The 13,732-nt window shown below is 68.0% G+C and carries 10 protein-coding genes; 7 read left to right on the top strand and 3 right to left on the bottom strand.

The window, feature by feature from the left end:
* Positions 1-30 precede the first annotated feature (30 nt).
* Positions 31-966 (bottom strand): DUF3068 domain-containing protein, encoded by a 936-nt coding sequence (locus TFU_RS12225; protein ID WP_011292882.1) that lies wholly within the window; start codon positions 964-966, stop codon positions 31-33.
* Positions 967-1,104: 138 nt separating this feature from the next.
* Between TFU_RS12225 and TFU_RS12220 the strand changes: the two genes are divergently transcribed.
* The 4 genes from TFU_RS12220 to TFU_RS12205 all read left to right on the top strand — a co-directional run bounded on the left by TFU_RS12220 (position 1,105) and on the right by TFU_RS12205 (position 6,221).
* Positions 1,105-2,379: an acyltransferase family protein gene (locus tag TFU_RS12220; RefSeq protein ID WP_011292881.1), complete on the top strand. Its 1,275-nt coding sequence runs from the start codon at positions 1,105-1,107 to the stop codon at positions 2,377-2,379.
* Positions 2,380-2,388: 9 nt separating this feature from the next.
* Positions 2,389-2,832, top strand: coding sequence for a (deoxy)nucleoside triphosphate pyrophosphohydrolase (locus tag TFU_RS12215; RefSeq protein WP_011292880.1), 444 nt, complete (start codon positions 2,389-2,391; stop codon positions 2,830-2,832).
* Between the two features lie 127 nt (positions 2,833-2,959).
* Positions 2,960-4,846, top strand: a complete 1,887-nt coding sequence (gene typA, locus TFU_RS12210; RefSeq protein WP_016189147.1) for a translational GTPase TypA — start codon at positions 2,960-2,962, stop codon at positions 4,844-4,846.
* Between the two features lie 193 nt (positions 4,847-5,039).
* Positions 5,040-6,221, top strand: a complete 1,182-nt coding sequence (locus tag TFU_RS12205; RefSeq protein WP_011292878.1) for an FAD-dependent monooxygenase — start codon at positions 5,040-5,042, stop codon at positions 6,219-6,221.
* 11 nt (positions 6,222-6,232) lie between these two features.
* Here TFU_RS12205 and TFU_RS12200 read toward each other — a convergent pair whose 3' ends face one another.
* On the bottom strand, positions 6,233-7,186 hold the full coding sequence (locus TFU_RS12200) for a LysR family transcriptional regulator (protein ID WP_011292877.1): 954 nt from the start codon (positions 7,184-7,186) through the stop codon (positions 6,233-6,235).
* A gap of 79 nt (positions 7,187-7,265) precedes the next feature.
* On the opposite strand from TFU_RS12200, the gene TFU_RS12195 reads away from it, so the two are divergent.
* The 3 genes from TFU_RS12195 to TFU_RS12185 are packed head-to-tail and all read left to right on the top strand — an operon-like array spanning position 7,266 to position 10,666.
* Positions 7,266-7,982, top strand: coding sequence for a succinate dehydrogenase cytochrome b subunit (locus TFU_RS12195; protein WP_011292876.1), 717 nt, complete (start codon positions 7,266-7,268; stop codon positions 7,980-7,982).
* Entirely contained in the window at positions 7,983-9,923 is a 1,941-nt protein-coding gene (locus TFU_RS12190; protein WP_011292875.1) for a fumarate reductase/succinate dehydrogenase flavoprotein subunit, read from the top strand.
* A complete protein-coding gene (locus TFU_RS12185; RefSeq protein ID WP_011292874.1) occupies positions 9,920-10,666 on the top strand; it encodes a succinate dehydrogenase/fumarate reductase iron-sulfur subunit in 747 nt (248 codons plus the stop codon). Before TFU_RS12190 ends, TFU_RS12185 begins: the two co-directional genes overlap by 4 nt.
* A 99-nt stretch (positions 10,667-10,765) precedes the next feature.
* Here the strand turns inward: TFU_RS12185 and TFU_RS12180 are convergent, their stop codons facing one another.
* Complete coding sequence (locus TFU_RS12180; RefSeq protein ID WP_049755062.1) at positions 10,766-13,621, bottom strand: DEAD/DEAH box helicase family protein; 2,856 nt, start codon at positions 13,619-13,621, stop codon at positions 10,766-10,768.
* Positions 13,622-13,732: the final 111 nt, after the last annotated feature.

Raw genomic sequence — 13,732 nt, 5'->3', positions numbered from 1 at the left:
CGGAACGCGGGGCCGCTCGTCGACAGCACGTCAAGCGCGGGCGTGGGCAGGGGTTCTGGTGCGGGACAGGGAGAGCGCCAGACCGATCACGAGGACCACGGCGCCCACTGCGAGCAGCACGATCGGCAGGGTGGTGCGGATGAGGATGATCTTGTCGCCGTCGGCGGCAGCCGCGACCCGTTCAGCAACGGTCTCGTCGGTGAAGTCCATCGTGGCGTCGAACATGACGAGCCGTTCCTCACCGTCGACGACTGCGACACGGCGCTGCTCCTCACGGAGGTCGAGCGGGGAGCCGGTGATCGGGTCGACCCAGTAGGTGCGGGTATTGGAGTAGACGATGTCGGCGGTGACGTCGCCTTCCCCGTCGAGGCCGAGCAGGCTGCGGGGCAGCTCGCGGGTTTCGACCACGGTCGGTTCGACCTCTTGGACGAACTTGTAGGCCTCCACACCGGGGTGGCCGTCTACCTCTTCGACTCCTTCGAACCTGATGGGCAGGGCTTCGCGGACGGTGGAGTCGAAGAATTCGTAGTCGCGCTGTTCGACGAGGAACGGCCACTTGAATGCCTGGCCGCTCTGCGGGACGGATTCCTCGTTGACCGAGGAACCACAGCAGTCCACCGCTTCGCCGGTGACCCGGTCGTGCGCGGTGTGCCGAGTGGTGGAGAGGAAGGCGAAGTCGCGGTCGACGTCTTTCACCCAGCGGAACTCGTCCCAGACGACGATGTCGTCGTCGCTGGCGCGCACGTCCGCCTTGAGGGTGGTGTGCGCTTCGACGGTCGCCCCCTCGATCACCTTCATCTCTTCGACGTTGAAGTAGGTCGCGTCTTCGCTGCGGTTGACCGTCTGCGCGTAATAGTCCAACGGAGTCTTCATGAATGCGCTGGCCACCCAATAGCGCAGCAGGGGGGCAAGCACAAGGCAGAAGACCCCGAAGGCGACGCCCACGGTGGCCACGGTACGACGCATGGCTCCTCCTGACGGGGCCTGGGGGTTTGGGGAGGGTTTGATGAAGTTTTGGGTATCGTATGGACTCTTAGTGATATGAGTCACCCCTATGTGACCGAATTTTTGTAATCCGATTCTGTTTCTGGTTGGGAGAGAAACGTGACCACAGCCCTCTCCCGTTCGGCCAACACAGCACTTCCTCAGGTCAGCGGGCACCAGCCCGCTCTTGAAGGCATGCGGGCGCTCGCGGCGCTTCTGGTGTTGCTCTTCCACGTCGCTATGGAGACGGGGGATGCGCTCGCCCCAGGGGTAGGCGGCGCACTCCTCGCCGGAGGCGATATGGCGGTGCCGCTGTTCTTCGCGCTTTCCGGGCTGCTGCTCTACCGGCCCTGGGCCAACGCGGCGATCGACGGCGAACCCGGCCCGTCAGTCCGCAGCTACCTGCGGCGGCGGGCAGCGCGGATCCTTCCCGCCTACTGGCTGGTCGCTGTGGTGGCCCTCCTGCTGTGGTCACGCGAACACTTAGGGACACCGCGTGCCTGGCTGGAAATCCTGACCTTGACGTTCATCTACGACCCTGCTCCGTGGTGGACCGGCACTGGGCCGCGCGGGCTAGGCCAGATGTGGAGCCTGTGCGTCGAAGTCGCTTTCTACGTGCTGCTTCCCCTGCTGGCCGTGGGACTGGCGATGTTGGCCGCACGCGGAAGCGATCCGGAAGGGCGGGCTCGGATCCTGCTCACCGGGGTTGCCGTGCTTCCCGTGCTCAGCCTGGCCGCGCTCGTCATCCAGTTCTTCCCGGAACCGCGCCTCCACCTGCACGCCTGGCCCCCACGTGCCCTCGGCTTGTTCGCTGTCGGTATGGCGCTTGCGGTCCTGGCCCGGTGGGCGTGGTGGGAGCGTGACGCGGCCGGACCGGTACGCCGGTTCTGCCAGACGCTCGCAGCCTCTCCTGGACTGTGCTGGAGTGTTGCCGCAGCCGCCTACCTGCTGGGATGCACTCCGCTGACTGGCGACCGGTTCCGCGGAGCGGAGGACTTCTGGGCGGGGGTGGCCGAACTCCTGGTCACCATGGTTTTCGCGTTCTTTCTGATCGCCCCGCTCGCGCTGCTTCCCCAAGAGCCGACTGCCCGACCCTCCTGGTTGCGCACCTTCCTGGAGCATCGGACCATGCGCTTCCTGGGCCGGGTCTCCTACGGCATCTTCCTGTGGCAGTTCGTTGTGCTCTACCTGTGGCGCGACGTGACGAACCAGGAAGCATTCACCGGTTTCTTCCCGCTCGACCTCGTCCCCGTGGCCGCGGGCACCATCCTGCTCGCGGCCGCCACCTACTACTGGGTGGAGCAGCCGATCATGGCCCGTGTCACGCGCCGACCCGACGCGTCCGCTACCCCGGAACCGGCTGACGCGGACCGCGCTACTGCCCCGCAACGGTAGGGTCAGCCCATGGCAGACGGAGAAGTCCTCATCGTTGTCGGCGCCGCGATCATCCGGGACGACGCAGTCCTCGCCGCGCAACGTGCAGAACCCGAGAGCATGCGGGGCGGATGGGAGTTCCCCGGCGGCAAGGTTGACCCCGGTGAGAGCGAGGAAGAGGCGCTGATCCGCGAGTGCCGGGAAGAACTGGATGTCGACGTCCGGCCGTTGGAACGGCTGCCCCGCGAAGTCGACTTTCCTACACGCCCCGGCAGCCCTCGCGCGGTCCTGCGCCTGTGGACCGCAGAACTCCTTCGCGGCGAACCCCGCCTCGTGGAGCACCTGGCGCTGCGCTGGCTGACCCCGGAGACCCTCGACGACGTGGACTGGCTGCCCACCGACGCACCGTTCCTCGACGATGTCCGGAACGTTTTGGCGCCGCACAGCGTCTCCAGCTCCCTGCTCGACAAGTGACCAAAGAGCGCACCCCGTGTGACCAGCCCGTCATCACGGCAGGGGGTGAGCGGCGCATAAAATGGCGGGAGGCCGCGGAAGTCGCGGTGCCCCCTCTGTTTTCCCACAACACGATCGAGACTTTCGCATGCCTACCGCCACCACCGCCCACAACACGGCCCGCCGCACCGACCTGCGCAACATCGCCATCGTCGCGCACGTCGACCACGGCAAAACCACCCTCGTGGACGCCATGCTCTGGCAGTCCGGGGCGTTCCGCGCCAACCAGGACGTCGACGAGCGGGTCATGGACTCCGGTGATCTGGAACGCGAGAAGGGCATCACCATCCTCGCCAAGAACACCGCGGTCCGCTACACCACGCCCGCCGGCGAGAACATCGTCATCAACATCGTCGACACCCCTGGCCACGCCGACTTCGGCGGGGAAGTGGAGCGCGGGCTGTCCATGGTGGACGGTGTGCTGCTGCTTGTCGACGCCAGCGAAGGGCCTCTCCCGCAGACGCGGTTCGTGCTGCGCAAAGCCCTGGCTGCCCAGCTCCCGGTGATCCTCGTCATCAACAAGGTGGACCGCCCGGACAGCCGGATCGCCGAGGTGGTGGACGACACCTACGAGCTCTTCCTCGACCTGGACGCCACCGAGGAGCAGATCGACTTCCCCATCGTCTACGCGTGCGCCCGCGAAGGCCGGGCCTCCCTCACCCGCCCCGCCGACGGCAGCCTCCCCGACAGCGACACTCTGGAACCGCTGTTCACCACCATCCTCGACACGATTCCCGCCCCCGCCTACACCCCGGGCGCACCCCTCCAAGCCCACGTCACGAACCTGGACGCGTCCCCGTTCCTGGGCCGGCTCGCCCTGTGCCGCGTCCACCAGGGAGAGATCCGCAAAGGCCAGCAGGTCGCCTGGATCCGCACCGACGGCAGCATCGAGCACGTCAAAGTCACCGAACTGTTCCTGACCGAGGCGTTGGACCGCAAGCCCGCGGAGAAAGCCGGGCCTGGCGACATCATTGCGATCGCCGGTATCCCCGACATCATGATCGGGGAGACCCTGGCCGACCCGGCGGATCCCCGGCCGCTGCCGCCGATCACCGTGGACGAGCCAGCGATCTCCATGACGATCGGCACGAACACGTCGCCGCTCGTGGGCCGGGTCAAAGGCGCGAAGGTCACCGCCCGCCTCGTCAAAGAACGTCTCGACCGGGAACTCGTCGGCAACGTCAGCCTGCGCGTCCTGCCCACCGACCGGCCTGACACGTGGGAGGTGCAGGGGCGCGGGGAGCTGGCGCTGGCCATCCTCGTCGAGCAGATGCGCCGTGAAGGCTACGAGCTGACCGTGGGCAAACCGCAGGTCGTCACCAAGGTCATCGACGGCCAGGTCCACGAGCCTGTGGAGCGCCTCACCGTGGACATCCCCGAGGAGTACCTGGGCGCCGTCACCCAGCTCCTCAACATCCGCAAGGGCCGCATGGAGACCATGACCAACCATGGCACCGGATGGGTCCGCATGGACTGGACGGTGCCGTCGCGCGGCCTCATCGGCTTCCGCACCGAGTTCCTCACCGAGACGCGCGGCACCGGTATCGCCCACCACGTCTTCGACGGTTATGCGCCGTGGTTCGGCGAGCTCCGCACGCGCGCCACTGGATCGCTGGTCGCCGACCGCAGCGGCAAAGCCACCGCCTATGCCATGTTCGGCCTGCAGGAGCGAGGCACGCTTTTCGTGGAGCCGGGCACCGAGGTCTACGAGGGCATGGTGGTCGGCGAGAACTCCCGTGCCGACGACATCGACGTCAACATCACCAAGGAGCGCAAGGTCAGCAACGTGCGCTCCTCCACCGCCGAGGAGCTCGAACGCCTCTCCCCGCCGCGCAAGCTCTCCTTGGAGGAGGCGTTGGAGTTCTGCCGCGAGGACGAATGCGTGGAGGTCACCCCGGAGGCGGTCCGCATCCGCAAAGTCATCCTCGACCAGAAGGAGCGGGCCCGCATCCTGGCCCACCGCAAGCGCCGCTGAGCGCGGCTGCAGACGCCCTAGCTGCGGGGAAGGCGGCAGCCCGTGCGGCACAGAAGAAAACCAGCAAACGTCGCATTCCCTTGACCGCATGGTTTTCTCGCGTTTCCAACCGTAATCTGAGGGGCACACGACGCCTTCCCGGTTTCCGGTGCTCGAGCGGCGATGTCCGTCGGGCGAACGATAAGGACCTTCCATGGCGCAGCCTCACGCGGTCATCATCGGTGGCGGTGTCGGCGGGCTCACCGCCGCGGTCGCCCTCCACGACAGGGGATGGGCTGTCACCGTCTGCGAACCGTCCACATCTCCAGGAGCCGTCGACACCGGCCTGGGGATCCTCCCCAACGGGCTACGCGTACTGCGCGCCCTCGGCGTCGGTGAAGCCTTCCACGCGGCCGCAGCCTGGCCGCCTACGGTGGAACTGCGCCGCGCCGACGGCCGTGTCCTGCTGCGCCTGGAACAGGAGCGGTTGACCCGCAGGTACGGGGCAGCGGTCGCTGTGGTCAGCCGCTCCGCCCTGCTCCGACTCCTCGCCGCCCGGCTGCCGGCCGGGGCGATCCACGTGGGTGTGACGGTGACCGAGCTCCACGTGGGGGACATCCACCAGCGGGCCCATGTTCGCACCACGGCGGGCGACCTGGCCGCAGACCTCGTTGTCGCGGCCGACGGTGTCCACTCCAGGATGCGCGCCCTGCTGTTCCCCCGCCACCCGGAACCGACGTATGCGGGCTTCACGACGTGGCGGTTCCTCGCCCCCGCCCCGGTGCACGCCGTCCCGGCAGGGGAGACGTGGGGCAGCGGCGCGTCCTTCGGGGTGCTGCCCCTGCCCGACGGCCGGGCCTACTGCTATGCCACGGCCACCGCACCCGCGGGTCAGCGGTCCGCCGACGAGCGGGCCGAACTCTTGCGGCTGTTCGGCTCCTGGCACGACCCCATTCCCGCACTGGTCCGCGCTGTCCCCGCCCAGGCAGTGGTCCGCGCAGACGCCTGGGTGGCCGACGATCCGCTGCCTGCCTACCACAGCGGCCGGGTGGCGCTGGTCGGGGACGCCGCCCACGCCGCCCCGCCCAACCTGGACCTGGGCGTCTGCCTGGCCATGGAGGACGCTGTCGTGCTCGCCCACCGCGCTAGCGGCTCCGCCGCCTACCTGCCGACCGCGTTGACCTCCTACACCGACGACCGGATCCAACGGACCAGCCGGGTCGTGCAGCGGGTCGCGCAGTTCGCGGAGATGGCCCGGACCGCCTCCCCAGCCCTGGTCCGGTTCCGCGATGCCGGGATCAGAGCGGTGGGCGCGTTCGCCGCCCACCAGGTGGCGCAGCGCTACCTGGACTCCCTGGTGGAGTGGGAGCCGCCGCGACAGAGTGCGCTGCTCTGACCGCACACGCCTCAGATCCGCTTGAGTTTCTCGGTTGGGGCGATGACTTCGAGGTCTTCGCCGAGCTCGGCTTTGGTGAGGGTGCCGAGGTAGGACATGAGCACCCGCCAGAAGGCCCGCGCGGTCCGGGAGAGGGCGACGTCTTTGCGGTGGGCGAGCGCGATGGTGCGGAGTAGTCGCGGCTCGGCGAGCGGGGTGCCGCGCAGTCCGGGACGGTTCCGCAGCACCATGCTGGGCACGACCGCCAGCCCCAGGCCGGCTTCGACGAACCGCAGCACCGCGTCCATCTCACCGCCTTCCACGGCCAGGCGGGGTTCGAAGCCCGCGGCCCGGCAGGCGCTGAGTGTCGTCTCCCGCACGTCGTAGCCGCGCCGGAACATCACCAGTGGCTGGTCCCGCAGGTCGGTGATCCGCATTGCCCCGCCGTTGGTGGGCGGGGGCTGAGATATCGGGCTGGCGACGACCAGACTCTCCCGCAGGATCGGCACGGTCACGAACGCCGGATCGCTGCTGTGCAGGGGCAGGATGATCAGGGCGAGGTCGAGTTCGCCACCGCCGAGGGCGCGGATGAGGTCGCGGGAGCCGCCCTCTTCCACGTGCAGTTCGATTCCCGGGTAGCGTTCGTGGAATCGGACGAGGGCGTCGGCGAGCAGCCCAGCGCACAGGGACGGGGTGGCGCCGAGGCGCACCCAGCCGCGGCGCATGCCCGCGAGTTCCTGGATCTCCCGGCGTGCCGTCTCCACGTCGGCGAGGATGCGCTGGGCGAGCGGCAGCAGGATTTCTCCCGCCGGAGTGAGTGTGATATTTCCCCGGGCGCGCACGAAGAGCGGCGCGCCGAGTTCTTCTTCGAGGGCCTTGATCTGCTTGCTCAGACTGGGTTGCGCGACTCGGGAAAGCTCAGCTGCCCGGGTGAAATGTCGGGTTTCGGCCACTGCGAGGAAGTAGGCCAATTGCTGGAGCTGCATAGTCCATAGCCTAAAGCTATGGTCACGAGCGTTCTGATGACTTAGACGAACCTGTTAAGAAAGATCTAAAGTTCACAACGTGGCGAACAGTACCCTGACGAAGCAGCGATCGGCAGCATTCAGATCGACGGTGGCGCTCAAGGCCGCGATGGCGATCACCGGTGCGATCCTGGTGCTGTTCCTGATCGCGCACATGTACGGCAACCTGATGATCTTCGGGGGGCAGGAGGCCTTCGACGAGTACTCCCACCACCTGAGAGTGCTCGGCGCTCCGATGCTCCCGACCAACGGCTTCCTGTGGATTATGCGCGTCGTCCTCCTGGCGAGCGTCCTCATCCACATGTACGCGGCCTTCACCCTGTGGAACCGGGCGCGGCAGGCGACCGCAGGCAAGGGATCACGGCGCTACCACAGCAAGAAGAACCGGACCGGAGTGCAGCGCACCTACGCGTCCTTCACCATGCGCTGGGGCGGCGTGGTCATCGCGCTTTTCGTGCTCTACCACCTGCTCCACCTCACCACCAACCACATTGCTCCGGGTGGGGCCTCCGACAGCCCGTACGAGCGGGTCGTCAACGGCTTCCAGATCTGGTGGGTGGTGCTGACCTACTTCATCTCGATGCTGGCGGTCGGCTTCCACCTGCGGCACGGGCTGTGGAGCGCAGTGCAGACCCTCGGTAAGAACAAGGCGCGGCGTCAGCGTGCCATCAACGCCGTTGCGACTGCCGTCGCCGTGGCCATCACGGTCGGGTTCCTCATTCCCCCGTTCTCCGTTCTCTTTGGGCTGGTGGGCTAGATGACCGAGCTTTACACCGAGGGCGCTCCGATCCGCGACGAGAAGGCCCCGGACGGGCCGATCGCGGAGCGCTGGGACAAGCGCCGCTTCTCCGCACGACTGGTGAACCCAGCGAACCGGCGCAAGCTCTCGATCATCATCGTGGGTACCGGTCTGGCTGGCGCCTCCGCGGCGGCCACCCTGGGCGAGGCCGGGTACAACATCAAGTCGTTCTGCTACCAGGACAGCCCGCGGCGCGCGCACAGCATTGCCGCGCAGGGCGGCATCAACGCGGCGAAGAACTACCGCAACGACGGGGACAGCATCTACCGGCTGTTCTACGACACCGTCAAAGGCGGCGACTACCGGGCCCGCGAATCCAACGTCTACCGGCTGGCCCAGGTCAGCGTCGAGATCATCGACCAGTGCGTGGCCCAGGGCGTGCCTTTCGCCCGCGAATACGGCGGTCTGCTCGACAACCGCTCCTTCGGCGGTGTGCAGGTCTCCCGCACCTTCTACGCCCGCGGCCAGACGGGGCAGCAGCTGCTGCTCGGTGCCTACCAGGCGCTGGAACGGCAGGTCGCGGCGGGCACGGTGGAGATGTACACCCGCCACGAGATGCTGGACCTCATCGTCGTCGACGGCCGGGCGCGCGGCATCATCGTGCGCGACATGGTCACCGGTGAGATCGAGACCCACTTCGCGGACGCGGTCGTCCTCGCCACCGGTGGCTACGGCAACGTGTTCTTCCTGTCCACCAACGCGATGGGCAGCAACGTCACGGCGATCTGGCGGGCCCACCGCAAGGGCGCGTTCTTCGCCAACCCCTGCTTCACGCAGATCCACCCGACGTGCATCCCGGTCAGCGGCACCTACCAGTCCAAGCTGACCCTGATGAGCGAGTCGCTCCGCAACGACGGCCGGATCTGGGTGCCGAAGAAGAAGGGTGACACGCGCGACCCGCGGGACATCCCCGAAGAGGAGCGCGACTACTACCTGGAGCGCATGTACCCGGCCTTCGGCAACCTGGTGCCGCGCGACATCGCTTCGCGGGCCGCCAAGCGGGTCTGCGACGAAGGACGCGGGGTCGGCCCCGGCGGCCTGGGCGTCTACCTGGACTTCGCTGACGCCATCAAGCGGATGGGGCGCGACGCGGTCGAAGCCAAGTACGGCAACCTGTTCGACATGTACGAGCGCATCACCGGGGAGAACCCGTACGAGGTCCCCATGCGGATCTACCCGGCGGTGCACTACACCATGGGCGGACTGTGGGTCGACTACGACCTGCAGAGCACCATCCCCGGCCTGTTCGTGATCGGTGAGGCCAACTTCTCCGATCACGGCGCCAACCGGCTGGGCGCCAGCGCGCTCATGCAGGGCCTGGCCGACGGCTACTTCGTGCTGCCCAACACCATCAACGACTACCTGGCCGACGGACCCTTCGAGAAGATCGACGAGAACCACCCGGAGGTCAAGGAGGCAGTCGAGGGCGTGCGCGCCCGCCTCGAGAAGCTGCTGTCCATCAACGGCAGCCGCACCGTGGACTCCTTCCACCGCGAGCTCGGCAAGATCATGTGGGACTACTGCGGTATGGAGCGCACGGAGGAAGGGCTGCGCAAGGCGATCACGCTCATCCGCGAGCTGCGGGACGAGTTCTGGCGTGACGTCAAGGTCACCGGCGTCAACGAAGAACTCAACCAGACCCTGGAGCGGGCTCACCGAGTCGCCGACTTCATGGAACTGGCGGAACTGATGTGCATCGACGCGCTGCACCGCCGCGAGTCCTGCGGTGGCCACTTCCGCGCCGAAAGCCAGACCGAAGACGGCGAGGCGCTGCGTCATGACGACGAGTTCGCCTATGTCGCAGCGTGGGAGTTCACCGGCGTGGGTGAACCGCCCGTGCTGCACAAGGAAGCCCTGGAATACGAGTACGTCGAGATGAAGCAGCGGAGCTACAAGTGAGAATCACCCTGCGTGTGTGGCGTCAGAAGAGCAGGGACGACGAAGGCCGGATGGTCACCTACGAGCTCGATGACGTCAACGAGAACATGTCCTTCCTGGAGATGCTCGACGTCCTCAACGAGAAGCTCACGCTCCAGGGCGAGGACCCGATCGCGTTCGACCACGACTGCCGGGAAGGCATCTGCGGCGCGTGCGGCGTGGTGATCAACGGTGTCGCCCACGGCCCCGAAGTGACGACCACCTGCCAGCTGCACATGCGCAGTTTCAAGGACGGCGACGTCATCGAGGTCGAGCCGTGGCGGGCCAAGGCGTTCCCGGTGATCAAGGACCTGGTGGTCGACCGGAGCGCGTTCGACCGCATCATCCAGGCGGGCGGTTACATCAGCGCGCCCACCGGCACGGCCCCGGACGCGCACTCCGTCCCGGTGCCCAAGGCTGACGCGGACCGCGCGTTCGACGCCGCCACCTGCATCGGCTGCGGCGCTTGCGTGGCGGCCTGCCCCAACGCCTCGGCGATGCTGTTCACCGCAGCCAAGATCACCCACCTGGGCATGCTCCCGCAGGGACAGCCCGAGCGGGCCTCCCGCGTGGTGAAGATGGTCAACCAGCACGACGAGGAAGGCTTCGGCGGCTGCACCAACATCGGCGAATGTGCAGCGGTCTGCCCGAAGGGCATCCCGTTGGACACGATCTCCCAGCTCAACAACGACCTGTTGAGTGCGCTGGCCTCCGGAAAGCTGTAACAGGCTTTCTTCGGCTTCAGACAGCGGGCCCGCCCTCCCCTGGGGAAGGACGGGCCCGCCCGCATGAAGGCAGCGGACCCGCTCCTTCGACTGGGAAGCTCACAGCCAGGTGAACCGGGACTCTGTCTCCGACGGGTACGGGTCCGTGGCGTAGTAGGTGTGCAGCAGCCGGGACCCCGCCGGGCTCGCGGTGTAGATGGGCTCCCCGGCGGACAGCCACCGGTTCCACGCCCGCGCAAACGCTTCCACTCCCCGCCGGTCGCGGCCCAGCAGTGCCGGCACCGCGTGGAACACCGCGGGGTTCTCCGGGGCTTTGCCGAGCAGCCAGTCCATCCCCATCCGCTGGGCCTGCGCTGCATCGGCGGGAGGCTCGATCCGGTAGCGGTTGATGATGTAGCGGGGCTGGCCTACCAGCGGTGAGATCACCTCGTCCAAGGCCGTGCTGAAGGCTTTGGCTTCGGCAGGCCCGGCGCCGGTGAACGTGAGCCGGAACGTGCCGTCCGTGTCGATGTCCAACCGCAGGCCTTCCGCGCCCACCGGGGAATACCCCGCCGCATGCATCGCATCCGCAATGGCGTAACCGAACCGGAGAATGTCAGGCTCCCCAGAAGCGATCTCGAAAAGCTGGGCGGCCCGCCGGATCCGCGGCCGCCGGGCCAGCAGCCGGTAGGCGCAGACCCCGCCGGCCACCGCCCCTGCCACGGCCAGGCCGGCCGACGGCGGAAGGCCGAACGCGGTCACCACCAGCAGGACCGCGGCCGCGACCACGGGAACAGACAGCACGATCTTCCACAGCGGGGACACCGCCAACTGTTCAGCAGTGTCCACCCCCGCCCGGCCCGGCACGGCGGGCGGCGGTTGCGGGGACTGGCCTGCCGGGCGGGGCGCCAGCACTCCCCGATACTGCTGCGGCCGGACCCGGACCGTGGCCAGCAGTTCGTCCGTGTAGGGGGAGCCGATCCGCCACCGCTCCCGGGTATCCTCTCGGTCTTCGGCGCGCCGCAGCATCCGCTCGTTGATGTCCGCGAACTGGTCCACCGGCGGCGGCGCATACGGGGAGAGCGCCGGGTCGACGTGCGCGACCCCGCTCATCACTTCCCCGTCAGCAGCCGCTCCCAGGTAGCCTTCGTGCTTGCGGACGAACCGCTCCCAGTCCGCGCTCCCCTTGGGGTGGGTGTCGCTGACACACACCACTGTCCAGGTGTGCGCGGTCTTCTCCGGCCACTCCGGGTCAAGGCGCAGCGCACGGCCGCGCCCTTGAACCACCGAGGTGGGGGTGGTGGCGGTCGTCAAGTCCACGATCGTGTTGACCCGGGGAGTGTCCCAGCCTTCGCCGAGCAGTCCGAGCGTGCCCACTAGGACTTGGCAGCGGCCCTCTTCGAAGTATTCGGTGACCAGTCGGGCCCAGGTCCGGGACGTCCAGCGGCCTTCGATCCGCACCAGGGAGCCGCGGGACCCCGTATCCACACAGGTCAAGTTGAGGGCGGGGCGGCGCTCCTTGACGAACGCGATGAAATCGTCCGCGGTGTCCGGGGCCGCGGCCACGGTGCGGTTGGTCACCAGCATGGGATGCAGGGCGCTGGTGCGCTCGTCTGTGGCCAACAGCTCCAACTGCAGCCACGCCGACCCAGCTTGGTCGTCGAGCACGTCGCGCAACCGCGGTGAAGGGCGCACACTGGCCCGTTCGTGGTCGCACAGCACCAGGGCCCGCAGCCGCGAACCCAAGAACGCGGACTCAGCTGCGATGATCTGCACAGTGCTCTGCGATTTCGCGGAGCTCCGAGCCAGCACCCGGTCCACGGGGGAACGGCCGCCGCGGATGCCGTGCCGGGTCAGTGTGTATCCGATCGCCCGCAGCGCGGTGCGAATCCGCTCCCACGCTTGCGTGTCCCGGTCGTCGGCGGCCCGCTCCGGGGCGACGAGCTCTTTGCCCTGGTGGGGGGCCAGACAGTTGAGGACGTAGTCGCTGATCAGCACCATCCAGTCGTCAGCCGTGGGGGCGCTGCGGTGCCGCTCCAGGAGACGGGCGCCGGGCGGCAGCATGAACAGCCCGGCATGGTGCAGACGCAGGGCTGCGTCGGTGAGTTCCGGTTCCTGCGCGGCCAGTTGCGCCCAGCTCGCCTGCTCCCCCGTGTCGGTGACACGCTCGCAGAACCTGCGGCGCAGCCAGGTCACGAAGTCGGTGCTGGCAAAACCGGGGGAGAACAGGTCGGTGCAGAGTTCCGTGAACCGCAGTCCTTGCTCGGCGATGTAGTCCTGTTCGGCGGGTGTGGGTTCGGTGATCCAGACGAGTTCCGCGAAGGGGGCGAGGTAGCCGTCGCGGACCAGGGCGGGAATGGAAGCCCCGCGGATCGGGGCGCCGAACATGCGCCGAACCAGTACGGCCTCACTGTCCGTTAGGGTCTCCCACGGGGTGCCGGTGAGGCCGAGGACGTGGGCGTTCGGGAGTTCCCGCAGCACGTCGGCGAGCAGCCGCCCCCACATCTGCAGGAGGTGGTGGCACTCGTCGAGGATGACGGTGACCGGCCCCGCCGCACGCAGGGCTTCGAGCAGGGCGCTGCCGTTGCCGTGCAGCCGACCCAGGGGAGGCAGTTCATTTCCCTCTTCGTCGGTCTCCGCATCCGGGTCGAACACGGCTAGCGACTGGTAGGTCAGCACGGTGACGTCGTGGTCGAGGGAGCGCCGGGTTCCCGCAGTACACCCGTCGGGGCGGTCGAACTTCCGCCACAGGGCGAGCCACTGGTTTTGGACCGCGGTGTTGGGGACGAACACCACCGTGCGGTGGCCAAGCCGCCGCGCCGCTTCCAATCCGACGAGAGTCTTGCCCGCTCCGGGAGGCAGCACCACCCACGCACGCCGTTCCCCCGACGCCCAACGGGCATCCAACGCTTCCAGCGCGTGCCGCTGGTACGACCGAAATCCACCCGGCCAGCGGGCCGATGCGACTCTGCTCATCATGGTGTGCGCGGTGTGGTGCCCCAGGCCGTCAAGCCAGGGAGAGAACGCGGCCTCCTCTCTCCTCGTCAGGGAACGCGGCGAGCAGCGGCACGGGGCCGTCAAGTACCG

It is taken from the genome of Thermobifida fusca YX, from assembly GCF_000012405.1.
In the GTDB taxonomy this organism is placed as follows: domain Bacteria; phylum Actinomycetota; class Actinomycetes; order Streptosporangiales; family Streptosporangiaceae; genus Thermobifida; species Thermobifida fusca.
The sequence above is the reverse complement of the archived record's forward strand: the minus strand, read 5'-3'. Positions and strand labels throughout refer to the sequence as shown.

Coding starts and splice junctions, on each gene's coding strand:
- TFU_RS12225 (WP_011292882.1), bottom strand. CDS start 966: ATGCGTCGTACCGTGGCCACCGTGGGCGTCGCCTTCGGGGTCTTCTGC.
- TFU_RS12215 (WP_011292880.1), top strand. CDS start 2,389: ATGGCAGACGGAGAAGTCCTCATCGTTGTCGGCGCCGCGATCATCCGG.
- typA (WP_016189147.1), top strand. CDS start 2,960: ATGCCTACCGCCACCACCGCCCACAACACGGCCCGCCGCACCGACCTG.
- TFU_RS12205 (WP_011292878.1), top strand. CDS start 5,040: ATGGCGCAGCCTCACGCGGTCATCATCGGTGGCGGTGTCGGCGGGCTC.
- TFU_RS12200 (WP_011292877.1), bottom strand. CDS start 7,186: ATGCAGCTCCAGCAATTGGCCTACTTCCTCGCAGTGGCCGAAACCCGA.
- TFU_RS12190 (WP_011292875.1), top strand. CDS start 7,983: ATGACCGAGCTTTACACCGAGGGCGCTCCGATCCGCGACGAGAAGGCC.
- TFU_RS12180 (WP_049755062.1), bottom strand. CDS start 13,621: ATGAGCAGAGTCGCATCGGCCCGCTGGCCGGGTGGATTTCGGTCGTAC.